Source organism: Bacillus sp. bc15 (assembly GCF_900142585.1).
GTDB lineage: Bacteria > Bacillota > Bacilli > Bacillales > Bacillaceae_G > Bacillus_A > Bacillus_A cereus.
Map to the genome: position 1 here is coordinate 55,005 of NZ_FRBJ01000013.1, position 23,486 is coordinate 78,490.

Below are 23,486 nucleotides of genomic sequence, written 5' to 3' on the forward strand. Positions count from 1 at the left end.
CCGTGTACCCTAGCTGATATAATGTATAAGGCAATTATTGGTTAATTAATGGTTCACATATATGAGGGAGGTACATAAGTCATGGAGCTAATAATTTCTTCATTTTTATTAGTGGTAGTATTCTTTATTCTTTCTATATCTTTAAGTGGTAAAGGTCAGCGAATTGCAAAAGAAGTTTTAAAAGAGCTTATTAATGGTCCTGAGGGGAAAATGTTGGTAGGTGCTGCTATGGGACTTGTAATTTCTGTAATAATTTTTGGTTATTGGTTTATGACGCTAATAAATTTTTAACTAAGAAGAAAAGTATTAGAGAAAACAAGATATTAAATAATATACAAGGATCTCGCCATTTCTGTTGGATGGTGAGCTTTTTAATGTACAAAAGAAAAGACACCCTAAGGTGCCTTCCTGCGACTTGAACCACTTTAATTTTAATAATATGCATTTGGACTTTCATCCAAATAATATTTTACCATGTTAAGTTATATTGGTGATTGAGAAATATGAATTGAATCTATTATTTTACTTTTAAGCTCTTTTCGTATTCTTTAGCTTCTTCAACATTTTTAAATGTTTTTAAATCGAATATCTTTTCTCCATCAATACATACAACTAATACTCCATCTTGAGCTTGAAGAACACTACCTACATTACCTTTTCCGAGTGAAATACTGAAGGGATTCTCTACATTTAATGATTTCTTTTTAGCAAGATAATCTTTAAATGGCATACCAATGGATAGTTCGTCTTTTAAACCTTTAATAGTGTTACCAGAAGTAGTTGTTGGTTGTTCCTTTTTTGTAGCCTCTTCTTGCTGTTTGCGTTGCTTTTCAGCCGTCTCTTGTTCAGCTTTCTCCTTTTTCACAGTCCCTTTTTCTTCAGCTTTCTTCGCTTTCTCAGCTTCCTTTTGTGCTTCTTGCTCAGCTTTAGATTCTTTGGAAGTACTTGCTGTCTCGTTAGATGAACATGCTGCTAATCCCATGAATAAAGCTAAACAAGTAAGTATTGTTAATAGTTTTTTGTTCATAGTATGTATCCCCCAGCGTTTAAAATGTAAGATTCACCTGAACTATCATAACAAATATAATCATAACTATTTTGTCGTATTATGTTGAAATGAAAAAAGACACCCTAAGGTGCCTTTTCCTTACTTTATTAGGGGATTATTAGTCAATAAGCCCTTCAACCTTCATAGCTTCTTCTACATCAAGTTTACGATGTGAAATTACCTCGTCTGATTCTTCATAGGAAACTATCTCAAACACATCTCCTTTGGCTATATAACCGTATTCTTTATTATCCCAAAAGCGTTCATCTGATGTATCAAATTCAAGATCGTGTTTTCCATTATGTTCGATGCATTTAGCATAAACATAGTCACGTCCTACCTCTGTTACTTTATAATTTTCTGTTGTTGGTTCTCCTGATTTACAGCCTGTTAATAGTATTGTAAATAATCCTACTGTTAAAATAACTCTCTTCAATATGCTTCCTCCTAGTAATTATATTATTGTAAAAAATCTCTTGGGATGTCTAAGGAGGTTACTCCAAGTCCATATGTTAATAAAAATCTTTTTTTATGTATTCTAGGCCTTGTATTTGTCAGTAAGTTCCTTTACAATTTCAATTTGCTTCTCTAACGTTTTTCTTTGTGTTTCCCTCGTTTGGCTACTAAAAGAATCGTTAGTATATACACTTTGTAAAGTATCAGCTGAAGAATAAACCCAGAAAATAGCATCCTCATACTCTCTCGGTAACTTCAATTGTTTTACCTCCAAAAAGGCGTTTTTTATCTCCATTAGAATGATATCCGCTGTCATTTCATCATAAAGAGGATTTTTAGCCTCGTTTACCATTTTTTCCGCATGATATAAGAACTTATTAATATTCTTACTGTCCCATTTAGTAGTGGCCGTACCCCCTTCCGTTTTCTTTAACTTGTTGTACTCGTCTACTAAATTGTTATAGTCATTTGCTACCTTATCCCAGGTATAAACCATAAATCCAGAGAATAGCAGAGAAGCCGCCAATGTTCCATATAGTGCTTTTTGTTTGATGTTTTTCTTGTTGCTTGTCATGTTGTTATTTCCTCCCTAACATATCCATTATTTTTTTACCTTTCCATTTCGTGCAATTCTTCCACTTCGTTACGGATTCACCCGAATACTCAAGAATACATGTCCTCTTAATTTGAAATAATAAAAGCACTCTTTCGAGTGCCTTCGACTATTCTACTTTTAATTTAATTTCTTTACCCATCATACCGCCACGAGCTTTTAAAACTAAGCCTTGTGCGTCAGCGGGAACATCAAAGATAATTTTCCCTGTTTGAGATAAGCCAGGGTTAAGTTGTTTTAAGAAGAAATCAGATTTACCACCGTTGCCTACATCGAAAGCAGTTTGAGCTTGTGTAGAGTATGTAAATTCACGATCTTTATTATCAACTAATTTGAAGCTGTTAGCATCAACAGTGATAGCGTCTTTTTGATTATTTGTAATTGTAATTTCAACTACTTTAAACACGCCTTGCGCTTTTTCGTTTAAGTATTCTCCACCTACTGAATCTTTTGATTCAACAGAACCTACCGCAATTTTAACTTTAGAAGATTCGCCCTCTTTAGAAAGTTCCTTTTTAGGTTCTTCTTTTTTAGGCTCAAGTTTAGTTTCTTCCTTCTTAGGCTCATCTTTCTTCGTTTCCTGTTTAGCCTCTTGTTTTGGTTCAGTAGAAGCTGGTTTAGTTTCTTCTTTATCCTTACTGCTATTACCGTAAGCTCCAAGCACTATGATAACAACGATAAGCCAGAACCACCATTTTTTGTAGAACGGTTTTTTCATTTTATTTCCTCCAATTATGTAAAATGTAAGATTTCCGAGCTTATCATAACAAACAATTAATTCGAATATTGTCATATTTTGTCGAAGGGAAATAAAAAAGAGAGTACCAGTCTCTCCTTTTTATCTATTAGTAAAAAATAGTCACCTATATGGTTGATGTTGATATTGGTGATACTGTTGATATGATTGAAAATGTTGTGCCGGTATACTATAAGGATGAGCATATGGATCTGGTGGTGGATCTGGTAGTGGAATATGATTATGCCACCACCATGGTATTTCATGTGTCCAAGGTTTAGGTATAGTGGTTAACATAGGAGTCTGTCTATAAAAATATCCATTCAAGTTCGTTCCCCCTAACATAAATTTGATATTTATTTGATGTATTATATCTAATTGGGAACATTATGGATAATTGTCCCTTTAGAATTGGGGGAACATCTAAAAGACAAAAAAAGAGAGCAATTTGCTCTCTTACCACATTCGGTAAAATTATACCTGTAGATATTGGAAATGATTTCTTTTATGATGAAATCAAATCATAGTATATCCTTGTTGTTTTGCAACATTTTCACGTACAATGAAACGTGTTTTGCAAAACGGCCTTGCTGACGTCCGTCTAGCTCCTCATAAGCTCGTTGGATGTTATTGCAAAATTTAAAACTTATTGCTAATCATAAAAAAGACACCCTAAGGTGCCTTTCTTCAACTTCCCCCCTTAACATCAGATGTTATCTACATAATTGAAGTGATAAAACACCCATACATTAGTAATTACTTCACGAACCTATTTTAAGTTTACAAAATTCCAAAAAGGCCCCTCTCATTAAAAATAAAAAAAGGCTCTTTTTTTTATTAATCTACATGTTTAGTGTGTACAAATCCTAAGGCGTACGATCTTTTAAATCTGCTAAAGGTATAAGTTTGTCGACAAGCCATAATTTCTTATTTCCATCATAGATAAGATTTATTTGCATTAATGACATATTATCAGATGAAACACCATTAACTGTAATTTTACTTTTTACTTTTGCTAATACATTTGCTTTTGTAGTATCCAAAAATGCATAATACAACTCGTCACCTGTGTATTCAGATTGAAATGAAACTTTCTTCTTTTCTTTCTCATCTCCAGTTCCAGGAGCAGATTGCGTTGGTCCACCTGGTGGTGTTAATTCTTTCTTTGCATTTGGTGTTATATATGCATCGATATTAGCAAGGTAAGATTCGCCTTTACCTGTATCATAAGTACGGAAAGCTTTAAGAAATCGTTCTGCAGCTTCTTTTACTTGTTGTTGATTATTACTCTTTAGAGCTGACAATTCTTTTTTCGTATCGTTGTATTGTGCCTCCACCTTTTCCACTTTTTTCGTTAATTTTATATTATCAGTTTTAAGTTTTTCATTATCAGATTGATATTTTATTAAAAACCCTACACTAGCTATTAATAAAATTGCTAGTATAATGGTGATTTTCTTCATGATTTACCTCCTTTTCGCAGTTTCATAAGTTGCTAGGTGTTACATGCATTATTATTTAACTACACGACCATACCCTGCAAAATGCTGTTGAAAATATGGTTTACTTAAATCAGCATAGCCAATTGGATCGCCAGCATGATACATTGTATTATTTCCTACATAAATGCCAACATGCGTAATGTAGTTACTTGTAGCATAAGTGCCATGGAAAAATACTAAATCTCCTGGCTTAGGATCTGTTACACGTTGGGTTTTATCCCATTGGGTTTGTGCAGTACCAAATAAATTAATACCAACCCTTGAATAGGTATACTCAACAATTCCACTACAGTCAAATGATGTATTTGGTGTTCGCCCTCCAAAAACATATGGCCATCCTTGATACTTTAGTGCTTCTGCCATAATTGCTTGGAATACATCATCACCTAAAACACTACCACCAGCAATTCCACCAGAACCACCAGGAGTTTGACCAGGTTGATAGTATCTCATAATATGTGGGACATAGTCTGGATCACCATAACACCAATTATTAGCTACTGCCTCTGCACTTCGCCACGAACCACATTTATACCCATTTTTAGCTGATTGCTCTGCAGAAAATGCTCTTGCATTCTCGTGTGTATATCCACCTTTCGAAACTGCATAGTTAGCGTATCCAGTTCCGTAGTTATAACATTGTAATGTGGTATTTTGATCACCATTTGATTTTTTATGACAATCAGCAAAATGCATTAAACCATATTTTATACTTTCCTCTGGATCAGTAAAATACCCTGGAGGATGCCCTTGTGATTCCGAGCTTTGCATTACATCTAATTGTGTTCCAGAACTTTCTTGTTGAATAAGAGCTAATATTAATGGATTCATTGCTTCAATACCATGCTGTGCCGCATATTTCCTTACCAATGGCTCCCATCTCATTACTTCAGGACTAACACTTGCTGTACCTGGGGCAAAAGGACCACCAATTCCTCCAGGACTGACTTCATCTTCACTCATACTAGCAGTTAATAAAAATATCACTATACCTAAACCTGCAACAACAGCCAGAATAACACCGGCTATTATTAATAATGGCTTTGCAACAGCAACTGTAGCTGCCTTTTGAGCTACCTTAACCGCTACTTTCTTACCAACTTGTGCAACTGCTTTACCCGCTATTTTGGATCCTTTTCCAGCCGCCTTTCCTAAAGAATGGCCTGCCTTTTTCAAGGCAGGCTTAGCATTCCCTAGTTCAGCTTCAGGATGATGTTCATTTTCAAAGTCGCGATTTGGTTCCGCACTCAATGTATAAACCCTCCCTCACGAGCTGAATTATTTTGGCTTTATCGTTTCTTTTGCTTTTACATTTTTTAAAGCTTCTTGTTGCGTTTGTGCTTTCGTTTCAACTTTTTTAATTGCTGCCCCTTCTTTTACCTGTTGCTGATTATTTACTTTAGGAACACTTTTAGTTTGTTGTTGATTAACTGATTTTACCTCTACTTGTTTTTGTGGCGTACTTACATGTGAAGTAGTAACTGGTTTACTTTCAATCGGATTCGCTGGTGTTGGTCCTGACTGTGGTGTTGTGATTGGCTTGCTCTCCACCGGATTCGCTGGCGATGGTGTTGGTCCCGACTGTGGTGTTGTGATTGGCTTGCTCTCAATCGGATTTGATTGTAATGGTGTTGTTCCTGATTGTGGTGTTGTAATTGGCTTGCTCTCAATCGGATTTGATTGTAATGGTGTTGTTCCTGATTGTGGTGTTGTAATTGGCTTGCTCTCAATCGGATTTGATTGTAATGGTGTTGTTCCTGATTGTGGTGTTGTAATTGGCTTTGTTTGACCCGTTGGTGTTTTAATTGTTGCTCCTGGTTTTGCTTCCGCCTTTACATCCTCTTGCTTATTCTCAAGTCCACTGCTATTTTGATTTGCCACTGGCCTAACTTGAGCTTTTACATCTTCTTCTTTATTATTTAGTTCGCCATTTGATTGCGCTACTGGTTGGACATCCGCTTTTACATCCTCTTCTTTATCTTTTAGTTCTGCCTGTTGCATTTCAGGATTATTATCTTGATGTTGCCCTCGTACTGCTAATTCCGGGTTCTCTTTTGTTGCGGCTACTTCTTCCTTAACCCTTTCTTGCTCCTGATTTCCTTTTCTATCGCGAACACCTAAATTTTCTTCTTTTTTCATTTGACTAATATTTTTTTCTTTTTCTGCTTGCATTTGTTCTTTTTCCTTGCGTTTACCATCTGCTACCTTTTCTTTTCTATCAGCATAGTTTTCTTTCAACTGTTTAAACTTACTATAGCCTGATTTACCCACTTTTCCGGCCATTGCCGCACTTGCAACACCCGCGGCTCCAGCTACTGCTACACCTCTTCCAACTGTCTTAGATCCACGTCTAACATCACGATATTTCTGCCTAATATTACTCATAGCATCTGATGCGCGTGCAGCTCCTGCACTTGCTGGTACCCTAGTAATAGCATCAAAAATCGTTTTACGATATAACCAAACACCTAAGAACGAAAGTACTTGTAATGCAGCAACTACTAAATAACCATAATTATCAGTTGCGCTAAATAAGATTGAAGAAACCCAAAACATTAAAGTTATAAGAAAGCCAATTGCAACTTTCATAAGCAACGTTCGGAACAATTCAGATAAAAATCTCTTTGCTGTCCCAGTCCATGCAGGTACTAGTGCCATCAATAACATTACAGGTGACATTAATGCTACGATAATAAACATTAATTGGTAGAACAACATCGCCATACTACATAATCCTAAGACAACCCATAAAGGTCCATTGATTAAGAAAAGTAGTAATACTAAAGCGCCACGTTCAAAAGTAGCATCCAAAGTTAATATCGTATTTTTCTTCTGCTCTACTTCCTCTTTTAATAGCTCCTGCCTTTCATCTGCTGCTGTTGTTGTTAACATTTTCTTAATTCTTTCATCACCGATTTTTTTCATATCTGTTGTACCAAACTGCAGTAATGTATAAGGTTGTTTTATTAATAGAGTGTGTGTTAAATCAGTAATGGAATCTACACCGCTTGAATATCCTTCACTCGCTCCACTAATACTTTGAGTGGAATCAAGAACAGTTTTATTTACTTGTTCGGAGAAAGTGTTTAGTCCTTTGATAATATAACTTGAGTTTGCGAAAAAACCTAAAGTAAAAACTAAGATCCCTAATGCTTTTAACAATCCTCCTAGCATCTCTGACTGACGTCGTTGTACAAAACCTACCCAGATAACCCAGCAGGCTAATAAAGCTAACATAAGTCCAATTAATTCACTATATATTCCATTACCCCAAGAACCATTGAACCCTGCTGCTTTAGATATTACATCACCTAATTTATCTCCTACATCAGCTACAATATTGAGACTCATAGATTGGCCGACCATACTTGTAACAAAAGTACTAATTCCAAGATTAATGGTCCATCCAATACTTATAAGACTAAATAATACAGCAACCATTTGTTCTTTAACTTTATCCCCCCATTTCCAAAACTTAAGGGATTCACCAAATCCACCTTCTGGTGTATATATATCAATCCCATAGCTACTTGGAGGGTATTCTTCATATTTTAATTTTTCCTTACTCTTTGGAATAATATCATCTATAAGAGAAGGTCTGGGTTCTTCCTCTGCATATACTGGGGTAGCTTTAAAAAGTAAATTAAATGCTAAAAGCAAAGTACAAATTAATAACAATAGGGTAATAAACTTTTTCATTACATGTTACTCCCCCTTTAATGGGAAACCTATTAATCTTTCGAACTAAACTCATTTGTAGGTTTAGTATTTGCTACTTCATCGATTTCATTTCGATAAGGGGCGGCATAACTACGAACTTTGAAACCATCTTCTGTACGAACTACTCTTACCCATTTCACTGCTTTATCGATATTTTTAGGGGGCTTCTTTGAAATAAAGTTATACATAATTGTATCCTTATCTACCACATACTCTTTTACTGTATAATCTTTGTAAGATAAATTATTTTGTGGTCCTTGATTCGGATCTAAAATTTTATTTTTATCTCCATCGACGATAAGTTTTCTAATTGTTTTATTATCATTTTGTAAGTCAGCCTTTACAAAATCCAACATCATTTCTCTAGGAGTGTGCCCCTGTTTATCTTTTTCTTCCCCTACATTTGTTTCGCTATTTCCACATGCAGCACTCAGAATTAGAGCGCCAGCACATAGACTAGATAGCATTAATTTTTTTAGTTTAGTTTTTACCATGTTAACTCACTCCTACATTTATTTTTTCTCCCCCTTCTTCGACAAGGGTTGCATTAACTTCCTGCTTTTCATCATCATTTGACTTTCTATAATTCTTTCTTGCATTTGGTCTTGTATCGAATGCATCGTATAAGTCCTTAAACACTACATCCATTGTGACAACACCTGTTCTTCCTTGAATGTCTTGGAATAAACATTGTCCTGTTTCTAAATTAGTAATGATCGCATGATTTTCTTCATTGTCAGGTAATCCAAAGAAATCTAAGATTGAAGAAATTTCTTTACTGTCTGTGTTACGGAATGAGAACTTCATACCGATATTATTCTTAAATGTCTCATCTCCAAGGTCACTTGCACTTTGAGTAGCAAAGTATACTGCAGAGTTTAAGGCACGACCTTCACGAACTAGCTTACGAGCTAACTCTCGCCCTTGAGAAGTACACATGATTGCCCATGCTTCATCTAATAGAACAATTTTGAATTTAGTAGGATCCTTTTGAAAGAATTTTCTTGCAAAAGAAGATAGAGACATCAACATACTAACCGATAAGTTTTCTTGTAGGGTATAATCTTTCGGATCTTTTTGAATGTCTGGCATGTCAAGATGCTGAATTTGTATGATATTTACTGCTGTATCAAGTTCAATATCTCTATTTGTTCCATCACCAAAGATTAAGTGTGCAAAGGATAAATTCTCAAAAGCTTGAATATGAGCGGCTAATTGTTGATCCACTTTATCCTCACTATCTTCAAGGTATTGAGATACAGCTGTTAAGCACGGTTCTTCCATTCCTGCTACGAATTCTACAGCTGAAGCTAAGCGCGGGAATTTTTCCGAGTTATCTGGTTTAATACCTGTAATGAAAGTAAGAATTGTCATTGCCAACTCAATTGCATCTTTCCGACTATGTTTATGAATGATAAATGGGTCTAGTTTCCCTTCATCTCGTCTATCAGTCCCTAGTGTAATTACATTTACCTTACCTTCTAAGCCGTGTAAATCTTCTGTCCAGTTCCCCCTCTCACCTTTTGGATCAACAATCAGTGTTTGGGCTCCTCCTAGTACCGCTAGGTAAACAATTAAGTTTGTTCCAAATGATTTACCAGAACCAGTACTTCCTGTTACTGCAACTGAAAGTGCGCTCGTTTTTTGATTTGCAACAGTATTTGTCGCTGCGAGAGAAGGTGTCATATAAACTGCTTTGTTTAAAATACCAGTTGTACCTATATAAAATCCGATATTATCACCTAAATCTTGTGTTGCACCAAACATACCGGCTGCCAGAACCCCAGGCTCCATAAAGTGTATATAATCATTTACATATCTTCTAGCACCAGGGATAAATTCATTAAACAGTAGGAACTGATCTCCATACGGCCTTACTAGTTCAATCATCATCTCTCTATAAATAGAAATGAGTGAATTGATATTTCGACGCATTGTATCTAAATCTTCAACACATATACAGAAAGATACTGATGTCTTAACTAGTGGCATACGTGTCTTTTGTATAAGTGCTTGTAATTCAGTAGCTTCTTGAACGCCTTCATACACGTTTAGCCCAACAGTTTGTGCATTTTCTCTTGCATGTGCTTCTTGGTCTTCTAAATCTTTTTTCTTTTTATTTAGTTTGGATAGGGCTTTACGATGGTTAATATTTTCAGTGCGAACACTCAGTTCAATTGGGAAATCTATATTTTGGATCATATACATCCACTCTTGGTCTGGAAATTCCATTGTATATGGAATCTTCGATGCTGATAAAAAGCTCATATATGCTGGATACTCTAAACCATCAGAACCAATTTGGGACATTTCTATATGTCTTCCTTTAACGTCTATTTCTGATTCTGTTAAGCGCAATAAACTCTCTTGGTTTGGAAAGATTGCAGAATCGTCATCAACTACTGGCGGCGTCCATCCTGCTGTAACAGGTGCCTCTAATGTACGATAGAAGTTTCGTAACACAATCCATTGAGTTTCATTTGTTTCTAGACTTCTTACTGCTAAATGTTTTCTTATTTTGTTTTTAAAAGCGCTAGATTCCCGTTTAAACATCTCCAAATCAGTTTTTAGTATTTTGGTATCACCAAGTAATCCAAACTGTTCTGCAGTGTTTTTAAAGGTATGAAATGCAGTGTAAAGCATTTCCTTAAGTCCTTCTTGTATGTGTCTTACTTTTAATTTCACACCTATAAAATAACGATATTCTACAGCGTTTTTACCAAATTTTCTTTCTAACTCATGGACAACGTCATCAGTATGATCTATTGCCAGCTCTTTTAGTTCACCACTTACTGTTTCTTTAAACTCATCGGCTTTTTCTTTGAAATTCTGATAAACAGGAATCATTAGTAGATGTTTCTCTTCTTCATAATTCCAAAATAAACCGAGTTGTCGCATAAACAACGTATTTTTATCATCGTCTCCTTTAAATTCGTAAGGAATCCCGTATGCCTCATAATACGCCCAGCAAGAACCATCTTGGTTAAAAATCAAATTCTCATGAAAATATTTGACTGGAAATTCAACCTGATTCATTTGTGCCTCCTTAGAGAAGAATATGAGACTAAAATAATTCTTCTGTATAGATTAATTAATTACTTTTTCTTAATTGAATCATCCTTAAACCGGACTACCGTCTTATATTGATAGCTTCCAATATTACCAGTTGTATCCTTATAACGACTCAACTTCTTTCTTTCAAATGTGAATGCAAAGAATCGATATATAAATTTGTGTGGGCTCTTTCCATCTAATTCAACATTTCCAAAGAAGTACGCTATACCACCAGGTAATATTAAATATTTGAAAAAGACATTCTCTCCTAAGGGTAAAAACTGATCTAGAAATATAATTACTAAAAGTGTCCCAACAAAGATTCCCAGTTGTCTGTAAGGGACTGGGAAAGGGAGTGTTATGTCCCTTATCCCATATAAACTCTTTGGAATATCCCAAATAGAGTTGTAAGTCCTTACTTCCTTGCGAGTCGGTTTCTGAGTCACTTATACCAACTCCTTAAAAATTTATGGGTTTTACTAGTTATCATTTGAAAACTAAGTTATATAATTTTGTTCCAAGGTCTTTAAATACGTCTGGTGAGAATACAAATACTGAAACAATTGCACAAAGTACCAGCCAGCCAATTAAACCTGCCATTTGTCGTTTTACAAGTAGCACTATTACACCGATGATTGCACAAACTAAAAAGATTGGACCTAACTGAGCTACTAACCAGTTTTTAATATTCACCCCAAAATTAATGTTACCTAGAACCGCTGCATCTGTAATAGCAGGTAATTGCTGAGCAACCATATCTAATCCCAAAAGCTCCATAATTATTTACCCTCCACTTTCTCTAATGTGTTTTCAAATTTCTTCATAGAGCTAATTGAAAACTTGTTATCTTTATTTACTAGACTTAAATCATATGTGTATGTGTACTCTAAGCTGCTATCATTGTCTTTTAATTTGGCATCAACTAAGACTCTGTACCCTTTATCCTTATCTTCATAAATTCGTAGGTTTTCTAATTTGCTAAATGTCATAATGCCTTTTAGTCCATTTGTTATATTGCTTTTTTCAAAGTAGTAAGCAATTTCTTCTGGTGTTCCTTCTGTATAAACTTTAAATACAGATTGTAAAAATTGTTCTACTTTTTTCACTTCTGCATCTGTATTAATTTCTCGTCCTTCTGATTTGAATGTAGCCACTTTATAAGATGCCTTTTCTCTCTCTCCATGAACGATTGTAGGATTGTTAGGAACGACCATTTTTCCTTTCTCCATTAAAATTGGAATAGAGAAGTACCTGGTAACTTCTTTAGGCTCTTTTGGTGTATCTGGGGCTTGAGTCATTCCTGGAGCAGGATTATTTACAGGTTCTAGTTTCTGAATGATTTTCAATGTTACTTCTGCTTCATTTCCTTTTTGCCGGACCTCTACAGCTTCCGACTTAACTAAAGTACTAGAGGCGTTTTTTAAAGTGTCTCTATTTAATCCACCTTGCGCATCGGATCCTTCAACTAGAAATTTCTCTAATCGTTTTTTTCGCTCTTCAGCTACATTCATATCAACTTTCCAGTTAAAATAATTTGCAGCAAAACTATTCGCATATGCAATTAATTCTGCTTCTGACATTTTAATTTTTACGGGTTTCTCCTTCTTTTCTTGAACAGCTACTGCTCTAGGAGGACCGGCAAGTTGGATAAATGAAAGAGAGCTTCCTACAAACACGAATCCCATCACACACCAAAATGTAACCTTACCTACTTTTCTTCCTGTTATCGCCGGAACTTTCTCCCTTGTTTTACGTTTCTTCTTTTCTTTAAGTGCTTCTGAATTTTCTAGTTGCATATCTAATATTTCAGTTGTTTTATTCTTTGCTTTTTTAAAGAATGTAAATTTCTTTTTTTCGGCGTTTTTCTGGGATTTTTTTTTTACCATGTCTTCACCTCTCTTTTTAAATGTTTAGGAGATTACAAAGTTCATTGTAATCTCCACTAATCAACTATCTACTTTAAGTATGATTTACTTTTTTCGGAAATCTAAGAGAAATAAAAAAAATTATGTTTTACATCAAAAATTTTTTAGGAAGATTAAAACTAAATATAATGTTTATTAAAATACATAAAAAAACCAATTCCATTAAGAAATGAAATTGGTTTTACACAGGGTCTATTCTCTATAGTAAGTATTACACAATATAAAAACCTAATATAATATATATCTTTAATATATATAAAGAAAAAAGATAAAACTTTTATACAGAGGAAAAATCGTCTTAAAACATTGCTATGCTAAGGGTTCATTATTACTCTAGCCGTAAAAAATCATAAAAAGTAAATGCTGGGAATGTACTTAATGAGCTGGATGATGATTAAAAACTACAAAATATCGTAAATTAGGTATTTAAAAACTACATTTTATCATCGTTAATTTGATGCGAGTGAATGCATAAATAATAAATACAAATTTTGCTGATTTATGAACAAACTTTCCACATTTCTTAAAAACTACACACAATTTATTAACAAATTGGTCAAAGTTAGGAACAGAATCCACTTTTTAAACATAACTAACAGAAGTTTTGCTGATTTTAAGTAGATTTAGAGATAGAACATGATAAGAACAGCGCTTAAGGCTTTATGTTATACACATCAGGTCAAAATTATTAAGATATCAACAGAATTATAAAAAATATTTCTGATTTTTTGTAGATGAAATGACACAAAAGGACTGAAAATTCAGATTTAACAGTTCGGAAATTGTGAATATCTCATTTTGATTTATGTTCAATGTATGTAATTGCATAAAAAATAGAGAGGCGTAATCATTAACATTGAAAACTTTCTCTCTGTTTTGTTAGAAGTAATGCATTTCACAGGGGATCTTCAACACGAATAGCCCTCCACTTTTGTTTTTTTCAAAAATAGAGAGCTGTATCTTTACATTGCAGGAAGCAGCTGATCAACCGAATGTGGTGTTTCACTTTTTGAACGGTAGTATGCTTCTAAGGACTGTAGAAACTGAATTAAATCAAAGTCTTCAGGGACCTCAATTACACGAATCTTTTCCTTCGGCAATTTATCAACTTTTTCAATGAACAGTTCACGAATATCACTAGGCATGTTAGTTCCTTGATGCCCGCTAGACTTTAATAGTTCACGAATTTCAATTTCTAATGCTGTATATGCGTTAATATTTACTCCTTGCTCATAAGCATATTTTCTAAATAGTGATTCCTCTTGATACTGCATGTAATTACGATGATATGCATCTATAGTTACAGGTACAGCATATTTCGCATGAAGCAGGTCATGCGCTTTACGGAATAGCTTTTGAACATTGCGTAAAGAGTATATAGCAAAATGAGTACCAAATTTAAAAATGGCCTCTTCTTGATCATGTTTAGGTACATTATGTGTAATTAAAGGATAAATTCCAGTTTTAGCAGCTGTGTCTAATACACGATATTGAGAAGATTGCTTTAATAATTTACTTAGTGTATAAACAAGCTTTTTCGGATATCCTTCTTGTCGATCAATCATTTCCCGTAAGCCACGAACTACTTGGCGAATTTGACGATGACAGGAGTGTTTTAAAACATTAATGAATTGGTTCATATCCTTTGCAAATTCAGCAATGTTCATTTCAACTAACAAGTTTTCTATGAATTTAGCTTTACGCTTATATGTATCTCGTGGTGTAAATGGGTCACGGTATTCTGCTCCTTCTTCTTTCGCGCATAAGAAATCAGGATGTACAGATAAATGCAATGTTGTATATTGCTTTTTATTCTTCTTCCCTTTTTCTAACTTGCAAATTTTAAATAAAGGAGATCCAGTAGCAGAAAGTTTTGTTTCTAATTCCTCAAGTACAGCACGAATCTGATGTGGGTATTTCTTATGTAAGTAACGATACATACCACCAAAGTGTGTTGAGTTTCCTTGTTCATCAACTTTGAATAAAGAACGTTTCAGGGTAGTTTCGCGTTTCTGCTGCATTGCTACATCCATGAATAGTTTCTTAGCTGCAATGGATAACTCAAAGAATTCTTTGGTAAATACTATCGGGCTAATAAATGTATATGCATTTGCTTTATTCGTTTCTTTATTCATGAAATCAGTTAAGGTGATTTTATATTTACCACTGTACTCATTTTCGATTGTAATGATGTTATGGAAACTTAACTTCTTCAAAGCCACATAAAATTGTGAGTGGTGAATATGTGAAAATGCTTCTTTATAATTTTTATAATCTTCCCAAAGCATGTGGATCGATACATGCGAAAGTTCACCATATGTATTACATTTTTTATGAAGAAATAGAAATACTTCTAAATCAGCATTTGTAATACCATATAGCTTATGTTTTCTGCCTTCGTTTTTATCAAATTCACTTACTTTATCTACAATCTTTTTCATTTTCAGTGAAAAAGATGGCTTTGCTTTAGCAACAAATCCCTCTTCATCTGCAATTCGTTCTTCATAGGACATTGAATTCACAATGTCTTCTAGATAGGTATCTTTAAAACTGTAATACTTACCTTCCAAAGCTTCTACTAACTTTTGCCATGATTTAATTGTTACTATTACCGGTGTTGTTGTTTCACCATTTAAACTACGTTTGTTCTTTATAACGAAAGGTTTTGCCATCTTTTTCACCTCCTTTTATGTTAAGTTGCAGTTTTCCCCACAATTAGATATAGAATTTCATTTTTGATTATATCAAATCGAATGCTGGTGAAATCTGTCCCTTTAAGAGGAAAAATAAAAAAATGAAACGTGCCCAAATCCCTTGGGGGACAAGGGATTTGACGTTTCATAAAAAAAAGTTTGTTGCCACCATAGGGCTATGAAGTTTTTTGAATATGAAACGTAGTATGTTGTGGGGGAAATCTTACTAAACCATTGATTTTATAGGGTTTTACGCTAATTTCGTTTTAAAGTTGTGGCCATCATATAGCTATAACGTTTCATGTTTTGGATTGACTAAGAAATTTCTATAGATTTCGTATAAACACTGATATATAGGGAGTTATAACTGTTTTTAAATGAAAAGTTGTGGCCATCATACCGCTATAAACGTTTCATTTCGTTTCATGTTTCCTGCCGTCATATAGCTATAACGTTTCATGTTTTTAAAACAAGTTATATTTTATTGAAAGCTGCTGTAACCCTTGGTATATATAGGTTTTTTGAAGTTTTAAAGTGAAAGTTGTAGCCATCATATAGCTATAATGATTTTATTGTTTTTTCTTTCATATTTAATGAAATGGCTTTATATCAACGTTTATTAGTAAATTACATAGAATAAAAATTTTTTTAGTCGAATGATTTTCAGGATATTCTCGTTTCATTTTTTTAAAGTTGTAGCCATCATATAGCTATAACGTTTCATAAATTACGAAATTATAACCACAATATAGCTATTCATTATTATAAGTAAGAAGTAATAGCCAAGATAAGGCTATATAGTTTCAAATAAGAGCTTATAGCCATGATAAGGCTACATAGTTTCAAGTAAGAAGTAATAGCCGTGATAAGGCTATATAGTTTCAAATAAGAGTTTATAGCCAAGATAAGGCTATGTAGTTTTAAATAAGAAGTAATAGCCCCGATAAAGCTATATAGTTTCAAATAAGAGTTTATAGCCAAGATAAGGCTATGTAATTTCAAGTAAGAAGTAATAGCTGTTATAAGGCTATATAGTTTCAAATAAGAGTTTATAGCCAAGATAAGGCTATGTAGTTTTAAATAAGAAGTAATAGCCAAGATAAAGCTATGCAGTTTCAAATAAGAGTTTATAGCCATGATAAGACTACATAGTTTCAAGTAAGAGCTTATAGCCGTGATAAGGCTATATAGTTTCAAATAAGAGTTTATAGCCATGATAAGGCTATGTAGTTTCAAATAAGAAGTAATAGCCCCGATAAAGCTATATAGTTTCAAATAAGAGTTTATAGCCAAGATAAGGCTATGTAGTTTCAAGTAAGAAGTAATAGCCGTGATAAGGCTATATAGTTTCAAGTAAGAAGTAATAGCCGCGATAAGGCTATATAGTTTCAAGTAAGAAGTAATAGCCGCGATAAGGCTATATAGTTTCAAATAAGAGTTTATAGCCGCGATAAAGCTATATAGTTTCAAATAAGAGCTTATAGCCGCGATAAAGCTATATAGTTTCAAATAAGAGCTTATAGCCCCGATAAGGCTATGTAGTTTTAAATAAGAAGCAGTTTTATATAATTAAAGGCAAGTAAAGAGGATTTAAATGATCCAAAATAAAAGGAGTAAAAATCAACAATTGTGCGGATTATTCAGATAACATTTCACCTTAAAGGTTATGTAGTTTTTCATCTAAATGGGAAAAATAAACGCATTTTGACTCAGTCATTCGCTTAAAGTGAAATTCCATCAGTGGGAGTCTTATAGCCTGCGAATTGTGGGATGAAAAATGGACTAAGAATTTAATCTTAGTCCATTTCTTATTTTATATCCATTTTGTGTGGAATGTACCTTCTTTATCTACTCGTTTATACGTATGCGCTCCAAAATAATCGCGCTGCGCTTGTAACAAGTTTGCAGGTAGTTTGGCAGTACGATAGCTGTCATAATAAGAAATTGCTGCTGAAAATGCAGGTATCGGAATCCCCTGTTGTACCGCCATTGAGATAATTTGGCGTAATCCGCCTTGATATGACTCTACAATTTCTTTAAAGTATGGATCAAGTAAAAGGTTCGGTAGGTCAGTGTTTGTCTCATAAGCCTCTTTAATGTTCTGTAAAAAGGCAGCACGGATAATGCATCCGCCTCTCCAAAGCATAGAAATGCTGCCAAAATCAAGGTTCCAATCATATTCCTCAGAAGCTGCCTTCAATTGCGTGAATCCTTGTGCATAAGAACAAATTTTACTCATATATAAAGCTTGGCGCACTGCTTCAATTAATTCAGCTTTTTCAACTCCAATCGCTGTTTTATCTTTAGGGCCAGATAAAACTTTGCTTGCGTTCACGCGCTCTTCTTTTAAAGCAGAAATGCAACGGGCAAATACAGATTCCGTGATAATAGGAAGAGAGATACCTAAATCAAGTGCGCTTTGACTTGTCCATTTCCCTGTACCCTTTTGTCCTGCAGTATCAAGAATAACATCAACTAATGGCTTACCAGTTTCTTCATCTTTCTTCTTGAAGATATCGGCTGTAATCTCAATTAGATAGCTGTTCAGTTCACCTTTATTCCATTCAGCAAATATTTCATGGAACTCTTCTGCAGTCAAATCAAGTGTTTGTTTCAAGAAGAAATATGCTTCACAAATTAATTGCATATCTCCATACTCAATACCGTTGTGAACCATCTTTACATAGTGGCCTGCCCCATTAGGTCCGATATAAGAACAGCAAGGCTCGTTATTCACTTTTGCAGAGATGTTTTCAAGCATATCCTTTACTTTTTCGTATGCATCCTTCTGTCCGCCTGGCATAATAGATGGTCCTTTCAATGCACCCTCTTCGCCGCCTGACACACCTGCCCCGATGAAATTGATTCCTTCTTCGGCAAGACGTTTGTTTCGGCGAATTGTATCGACAAAGTATGTATTACCACCATCAATTAAAATATCACCTTTATCAAGGTGAGGGACTAGAGAATCAATCGCCTTATCTGTAATTTCCCCTGCATTAACCATTAATAAAATCTTTCTAGGTGATTCAAGTGAGTTAACAAACTCTTCAACTATATGAGTACCAACTAAGTTTTTACCACGGTTTTCCTCAATGATTTCATCAACTTTTTCCTTTGAAATATCATATAGGGCAACAGAATACCCTTTGCTCTCAAAGTTAAGTGCGAGGCTTTTTCCCATAACGCCCACACCAACAACTCCAATTTGTAACTTTTCCATATTCCATCGTTCCTTTCCATGTATGTTACTCTGTATTATAGTATATATACCTAAAATAACACTTTAATCAAATAATCAATCTTTTTCATTTCAATAGGCTCTGCCAGTATTCGTGCAAAAGGTTATAGGGACACGGCACATCATTATCAAGTTAAAAAATAAAGAGAAATTGTCATCCTTATTAATCAATCATGAAAAATAACCGGTTAATTATGAAAAATCACATTAAACAGCTTCCGTATCCCTTTTACTGTTTAGAAAGATCTATACAAATAAACTTAATAATAAAGTAAACCCTAATCCGGCTACAGAAACGATAGTCTCAAGTAAAGTCCATGTTGCAAATGTTTCTTTCATGCTTAAACCAAAGTACTCTTTGAACATCCAGAAACCAGCATCGTTCACATGTGAAGCAATTAAACTACCAGCCCCTGTTGCAAGGACAACTAAAGCAAGGTTAACATCAGATTGACCTAACATCGGAATCACTAAACCGACAGTTGTTAATGCAGCAACCGTAGCAGAACCCAATGAAATACGTAAAATGGCAGCGATAATCCATGCGAGCAAGATCGGTGATAATGAAGTTCCTTTGAATAATTCGGCTACATAGTTACCAACGCCTCCATCAATTAATACTTGTTTGAAAGCTCCGCCTCCACCAATAATTAAGAGCATCATCCCAATATTCGAGATCGCTGTTGTACAAGATTCCATCACGTTTTTGATTGGAATATTTCTTGCCAATCCCATTGTATAGATCGCAACTAGTAAGGATATCAACATGGCAGTATCCGCATTCCCAATAAACTCGATCGTTGCTAGTAAACTATTATCTTTGAATCCCATTGTTTTTTGCAGCAAAGTAATAATTGTAGCGACTGCCATTAAAAGAACAGGCAGTAAAGCGGTAAAAACACTGATTCCAAAGCCAGGAGTTTCTTCAAGTTTAAATACTTTCTGCTCACCTAAAGATTTGATATTACCAGTTTTTGTGAACGCCTCAGGTACTAGTTTTTTTGCAAGTTTAGTAAATACAGGTCCAGCTAACACAACTGTTGGAACCGCTATCATAAAGCCGTAAAGTAATACTTCACCGATGTTTGCATGCAATTCACCAGCAATAGCAGTTGGTCCCGGGTGTGGCGGTAAAAATCCGTGTGTTACAGATAAAGCTGCTGCCATCGAAATACCGAGATATAAGATAGAAACTTTTAATTCTCTTGAAATCGCAAATACAATCGGAATTAATAATACTAATCCTACTTCAAAAAATAATGCAATCCCGATAATAAATGAGGCAGTCACAACAGCCCATTGAATGTTCTTTTCACCGAATTTTTTCACAAGGGTCATGGCAATGCGTTGTGCGCCCCCAGAATCTGAAAGCAACTTACCTAACATCGCACCAAGTCCAAAAACGAGTGCTAAATGACCAAGTGTTCCGCCTAATCCCGCTTCAATGGTTTTAAAAATTTTTTCTGGTGGCATTCCAAGTGCTAAAGCAACCCCGACCGATACAATGATTAATGAAATGAAGGTATTTAATTTAAAGCGCATAATCAGTAAAAGTAATGCTAAAATCCCAATTGCTACAATGACTAATGGCATCGTAGTTCCCCCCTAATCTTAGCTGTATTTGTATTTATATTTATCCCACTATTCGTGGGCAGTAAGGCCCCCCACCTCGAGATTTAGATAGAAGCGAGGCGTGGGGGATTACTCATGAAAGTTTTACTTTATTAAATTTCTTTGATAATTTGCAATTCGTGTATAATCGTCTTCTAGCGCCCTTGATAGGTTAATAAATATAGGCAGTAATTGTCTGTATTCTTTTGTTGCTTCTTCTTTCGGTGTATGTTTGTAGGTACTGCCAACCATTTCGGAAACGATTTCAAAAGAATCAATTTTTCCTGTGGCATAGAGACCTAATATACATGCACCTAGACAAGAGCTTTCGTAGCTCTTTGGAACAACGACTTCAGATGCGAAAATATCGGACATCATCTGTCGCCAAACGTCAGACCTTGCGAAGCCGCCTGTTGCTTGAATACGGGTTACAGGACCATCCATGCATTCGGTTAACGCTAAGAATACAGTGTATAAATTATATATAACGCCTTCTAAAGCTGCACGAATCATATGTTCCTTCTTATGTGACATCGTTAAACCGAAGAAGGAGCCACGTACATCTGGATTCCATAATGGTGCACGTTCACCTGCGAGGTATGGATGGAATAATAATCCGTCTGCACCAGGTCTCACGCGTTCAGCTATTTTAGTTAATACATCGTATGGATCAATTCCTAGTCTTTTCGCAGTTTCTACTTCTGATGAAGCAAGTTCATCACGAATCCAACGAAGGACCATTCCGCCATTGTTTACCGGTCCACCAATTACCCAATGCTTTTCAGTTAAGGCATAACAAAATATTCTTCCTTTTTTATCTGTTTGTGGCTTGTCAATGATGGTCCGAATAGCACCACTTGTCCCAATTGTGACAGCAATCTCACCTTTTCGAATTGCATTCACACCTAGATTAGAAAGCACCCCATCACTGGCACCAATGACAAACGGTGTTTGTGAATCGATACCAATCTTTTGGGCTAAATCTGGATTGCAGTTACTAAATATTTGGGTGGTTGGTACGAGTTCAGATAATTGAGCTGGTGTTATACCAGCAACTTTTAAAGCTTCCTCATCCCAATCTAGTGTTTTTAAGTTCATCATACCCATGCACGAAGCGATGGAATGATCAACAACATATTGATTAAAGAATTGTTTGAAGATATATTCTTTGATTCCAATATATTTTTTCGTTCTAATAGCAATTTCCGGATGATCATTCACAATCCATGTAATTTTACTTAATGGTGACATTGGGTGAATAGGTGTTCCTGTTCTTCTATAAACTTCATGGCCATTCAGTTCATCTTTGATTTTATGTGCCCATGCCTCACTACGATTATCTGCCCAAGTGATACAAGGTGTCAGCGGATGATCATTTTCATCCATAGCAATGACACTATGCATAGCACTGCTAAATGAAATAAACGATGGTTTTTTATCTGAATGCTGTCTCGTTATATTTGATATCGCTTGTAAAACAGCTTGGAAAATCTCTTCTGGATCTTGTTCCGCTGTGGATATATCCGGTGTGCGAAGTGGATAACCAATATTCTCGGTTTGGATGACTTCGCCTTTTTCAGTAAATAAAACTGCTTTCGTACTTGTTGTACCGATATCTATACCTAACATATAGCTACTCATGTCCCTGCTCTACTCCTTTAGATAACATTTGTTGTGACATCCAAAAATCTTCAACTTTCCCTTGAACATCATCAAAATTTTGATGTAAGGCTTCAATCATGAGGGCTCTATCTTTTGATTCGATTGCTTTTATATAAAGCTCATGATTTTTTATAATCCGTTCAAAGTCTTCGTACTTTTCCTTGAAACGAGTACGCATTGATAAAAGGATTAAGCTTTCCATAACAGGCTTTAAATTATTCCAAATCATCAGGATGTAGGAATGCTCAATGGTTCGAATAATCGTTTCATGGAATAAGAGATCTTGATAAGAAAACTCATCAGAATCATGATATTTAATGGCGATTTTCATCATTTCCATTATTTTATTTAGTTCTCTTACTAAATCATTTGTGTCCATCTTTACAAGTCGCTCAAAGATAAACGTTTCTATAAGTAAACGAACATCATATATTTCTTCGATTTCTTTCTCGGTTAAACCAATGACAACTGCGCCCATTCTTTCTAAGCGAATAATATTTTCAGAAGCTAGTACTTTTAATGCTTCACGAACGGGTGACCGACTTACAGAAAAATCGGCAGCTAATTTATTTTCTGACAGGATGGTACCGCTTACAATTTCACCTGCAATAATGCGCATTCTTAGTTCGCTCGCAACACGATCACCTGTAGAAGCTTTTGAAAGCCATTTTTCAGGATAAAGAAATTCCATTGATTTCGCCATAAATTCACCTCATGTTAATCAAGTATACTTGTATACAAGTATTATAACTCGGATTTTTAATTATGCAAGCGCTTTTATTGTTTGCTTTGGTTCTTTTAGAGGAAAGCCCCATAATTATCAAGCTAACAAATCGAGTCGCCCCAAAAACTATTATTGTTGATGAAGAAGATTTAGGGAATGGAAAACTGAAGAATACGATATTCAAGGACTTACATCAACATATTTACCACTCGGGTTTACAACTTTTTGAATCAAAAATATAGATGTTAAAAATGTAACAGTAACTGAATTTGAGCATTAAACACTTTTAAAAATTGAAATTGTATTGTAAAGTAATGATTTTACAAATAGAAGCAGTTTTATATAATTAAAGACAAGTAAAGAGAATTTAAATAATCCACAATAGAACGAGTAAAAATCAATAATTGTGCGGATTATTCTGATAATATTTCAATTAAAAGGTTATATAGCCATCATATAGCTATGACGTTTCACATTTTTAAGATTCAAATTATATTTGTA

The 23,486-nt window shown here is 34.8% G+C and carries 19 protein-coding genes and 1 pseudogene; 1 reads left to right on the plus strand and 19 read right to left on the minus strand.

What is annotated here, in order from left to right; genetic code table 11:
• Window positions 1–81: 81 nt before the first annotated feature.
• Window positions 82–291, plus strand: a complete 210-nt coding sequence (locus BUA87_RS26560) for a hypothetical protein (protein WP_072941330.1) — start codon at window positions 82–84, stop codon at window positions 289–291.
• A 226-nt stretch (window positions 292–517) separates the two neighbouring features.
• On the opposite strand, the gene BUA87_RS26565 is transcribed toward BUA87_RS26560, so the two are convergent.
• The 19 genes and pseudogenes from BUA87_RS26565 to gntR form a co-directional block, all read right to left on the minus strand.
• Window positions 518–1,027, minus strand: coding sequence for a hypothetical protein (locus BUA87_RS26565; RefSeq protein WP_072941333.1), 510 nt, complete (start codon window positions 1,025–1,027; stop codon window positions 518–520).
• Between the two features lie 139 nt (window positions 1,028–1,166).
• Window positions 1,167–1,484 (minus strand): hypothetical protein, encoded by a 318-nt coding sequence (locus tag BUA87_RS26570; RefSeq protein ID WP_000832199.1) that lies wholly within the window; start codon window positions 1,482–1,484, stop codon window positions 1,167–1,169.
• Window positions 1,485–1,586: 102 nt separating this feature from the next.
• Window positions 1,587–2,078, minus strand: a complete 492-nt coding sequence (locus BUA87_RS26575; protein ID WP_000203276.1) for a hypothetical protein — start codon at window positions 2,076–2,078, stop codon at window positions 1,587–1,589.
• Window positions 2,079–2,226: 148 nt separating this feature from the next.
• Window positions 2,227–2,835: a DUF4352 domain-containing protein gene (locus BUA87_RS26580; RefSeq protein ID WP_072941336.1), complete on the minus strand. Its 609-nt coding sequence runs from the start codon at window positions 2,833–2,835 to the stop codon at window positions 2,227–2,229.
• 141 nt (window positions 2,836–2,976) lie between these two features.
• Window positions 2,977–3,180, minus strand: a complete 204-nt coding sequence (locus tag BUA87_RS26585) for a hypothetical protein (protein ID WP_071714748.1) — start codon at window positions 3,178–3,180, stop codon at window positions 2,977–2,979.
• Between the two features lie 194 nt (window positions 3,181–3,374).
• Window positions 3,375–3,485, minus strand: a pseudogene (locus BUA87_RS32005) (XRE family transcriptional regulator); the annotation flags it as partial.
• Window positions 3,486–3,719: 234 nt separating this feature from the next.
• Entirely contained in the window at window positions 3,720–4,316 is a 597-nt protein-coding gene (locus BUA87_RS26595; RefSeq protein ID WP_072941339.1) for a hypothetical protein, read from the minus strand.
• A 51-nt stretch (window positions 4,317–4,367) separates the two neighbouring features.
• A complete protein-coding gene (locus tag BUA87_RS26600; protein WP_072941342.1) occupies window positions 4,368–5,606 on the minus strand; it encodes a bifunctional lytic transglycosylase/C40 family peptidase in 1,239 nt (412 codons plus the stop codon).
• Between the two features lie 27 nt (window positions 5,607–5,633).
• Entirely contained in the window at window positions 5,634–8,054 is a 2,421-nt protein-coding gene (locus BUA87_RS26605; RefSeq protein WP_072941346.1) for a CD3337/EF1877 family mobilome membrane protein, read from the minus strand.
• Window positions 8,055–8,086: 32 nt separating this feature from the next.
• On the minus strand, window positions 8,087–8,569 hold the full coding sequence (locus BUA87_RS26610) for a hypothetical protein (protein ID WP_000241153.1): 483 nt from the start codon (window positions 8,567–8,569) through the stop codon (window positions 8,087–8,089).
• Window position 8,570: 1 nt separating this feature from the next.
• Complete coding sequence (locus BUA87_RS26615) at window positions 8,571–11,111, minus strand: ATP-binding protein (protein WP_072941350.1); 2,541 nt, start codon at window positions 11,109–11,111, stop codon at window positions 8,571–8,573.
• Window positions 11,112–11,170: 59 nt separating this feature from the next.
• Window positions 11,171–11,575, minus strand: a complete 405-nt coding sequence (locus tag BUA87_RS26620) for a TcpE family conjugal transfer membrane protein (RefSeq protein WP_000192357.1) — start codon at window positions 11,573–11,575, stop codon at window positions 11,171–11,173.
• Window positions 11,576–11,615: 40 nt separating this feature from the next.
• Window positions 11,616–11,906 carry a hypothetical protein gene (locus BUA87_RS26625; RefSeq protein ID WP_000421395.1) on the minus strand — a complete coding sequence of 97 codons (291 nt, stop codon included), beginning with the start codon at window positions 11,904–11,906 and terminating at the stop codon, window positions 11,616–11,618.
• Between the two features lie 2 nt (window positions 11,907–11,908).
• The gene (locus BUA87_RS26630; protein ID WP_072941353.1) at window positions 11,909–13,015 is read right to left on the minus strand and encodes a conjugal transfer protein; all 1,107 of its coding nucleotides are present in this window, start codon (window positions 13,013–13,015) and stop codon (window positions 11,909–11,911) included.
• Window positions 13,016–14,016: 1,001 nt separating this feature from the next.
• Window positions 14,017–15,726 (minus strand): hypothetical protein, encoded by a 1,710-nt coding sequence (locus BUA87_RS26640; protein ID WP_025118267.1) that lies wholly within the window; start codon window positions 15,724–15,726, stop codon window positions 14,017–14,019.
• A 1,834-nt stretch (window positions 15,727–17,560) separates the two neighbouring features.
• Entirely contained in the window at window positions 17,561–18,970 is a 1,410-nt protein-coding gene (gndA, locus tag BUA87_RS26650) for an NADP-dependent phosphogluconate dehydrogenase (protein ID WP_000413550.1), read from the minus strand.
• A gap of 264 nt (window positions 18,971–19,234) precedes the next feature.
• Window positions 19,235–20,581 carry a gluconate permease GntP gene (gene gntP / locus BUA87_RS26655; protein WP_001131719.1) on the minus strand — a complete coding sequence of 449 codons (1,347 nt, stop codon included), beginning with the start codon at window positions 20,579–20,581 and terminating at the stop codon, window positions 19,235–19,237.
• 123 nt (window positions 20,582–20,704) lie between these two features.
• Window positions 20,705–22,240: a gluconokinase gene (gntK, locus tag BUA87_RS26660; RefSeq protein ID WP_072941356.1), complete on the minus strand. Its 1,536-nt coding sequence runs from the start codon at window positions 22,238–22,240 to the stop codon at window positions 20,705–20,707.
• Entirely contained in the window at window positions 22,233–22,964 is a 732-nt protein-coding gene (gene gntR, locus BUA87_RS26665; RefSeq protein ID WP_071714756.1) for a gluconate operon transcriptional repressor GntR, read from the minus strand. Before gntR ends, gntK begins: the two co-directional genes overlap by 8 nt.
• Window positions 22,965–23,486 lie beyond the last annotated feature (522 nt).

What these genes read in the sequence shown, in the direction of transcription:
- BUA87_RS26630 (WP_072941353.1), bottom strand. Translation starts at nt 13,015, where the DNA reads ATGGTAAAAAAAAAATCCCAGAAAAACGCCGAAAAAAAGAAATTTACA.
- BUA87_RS26595 (WP_072941339.1), bottom strand. Translation starts at nt 4,316, where the DNA reads ATGAAGAAAATCACCATTATACTAGCAATTTTATTAATAGCTAGTGTA.
- gntP (WP_001131719.1), bottom strand. Translation starts at nt 20,581, where the DNA reads ATGCCATTAGTCATTGTAGCAATTGGGATTTTAGCATTACTTTTACTG.
- BUA87_RS26640 (WP_025118267.1), bottom strand. Translation starts at nt 15,726, where the DNA reads ATGGCAAAACCTTTCGTTATAAAGAACAAACGTAGTTTAAATGGTGAA.
- gndA (WP_000413550.1), bottom strand. Translation starts at nt 18,970, where the DNA reads ATGGAAAAGTTACAAATTGGAGTTGTTGGTGTGGGCGTTATGGGAAAA.
- BUA87_RS26615 (WP_072941350.1), bottom strand. Translation starts at nt 11,111, where the DNA reads ATGAATCAGGTTGAATTTCCAGTCAAATATTTTCATGAGAATTTGATT.
- BUA87_RS26580 (WP_072941336.1), bottom strand. Translation starts at nt 2,835, where the DNA reads ATGAAAAAACCGTTCTACAAAAAATGGTGGTTCTGGCTTATCGTTGTT.
- BUA87_RS26625 (WP_000421395.1), bottom strand. Translation starts at nt 11,906, where the DNA reads ATGGAGCTTTTGGGATTAGATATGGTTGCTCAGCAATTACCTGCTATT.
- gntR (WP_071714756.1), bottom strand. Translation starts at nt 22,964, where the DNA reads ATGGCGAAATCAATGGAATTTCTTTATCCTGAAAAATGGCTTTCAAAA.
- BUA87_RS26605 (WP_072941346.1), bottom strand. Translation starts at nt 8,054, where the DNA reads ATGAAAAAGTTTATTACCCTATTGTTATTAATTTGTACTTTGCTTTTA.
- gntK (WP_072941356.1), bottom strand. Translation starts at nt 22,240, where the DNA reads ATGAGTAGCTATATGTTAGGTATAGATATCGGTACAACAAGTACGAAA.
- BUA87_RS26560 (WP_072941330.1), top strand. Translation starts at nt 82, where the DNA reads ATGGAGCTAATAATTTCTTCATTTTTATTAGTGGTAGTATTCTTTATT.
- BUA87_RS26575 (WP_000203276.1), bottom strand. Translation starts at nt 2,078, where the DNA reads ATGACAAGCAACAAGAAAAACATCAAACAAAAAGCACTATATGGAACA.
- BUA87_RS26610 (WP_000241153.1), bottom strand. Translation starts at nt 8,569, where the DNA reads ATGGTAAAAACTAAACTAAAAAAATTAATGCTATCTAGTCTATGTGCT.
- BUA87_RS26565 (WP_072941333.1), bottom strand. Translation starts at nt 1,027, where the DNA reads ATGAACAAAAAACTATTAACAATACTTACTTGTTTAGCTTTATTCATG.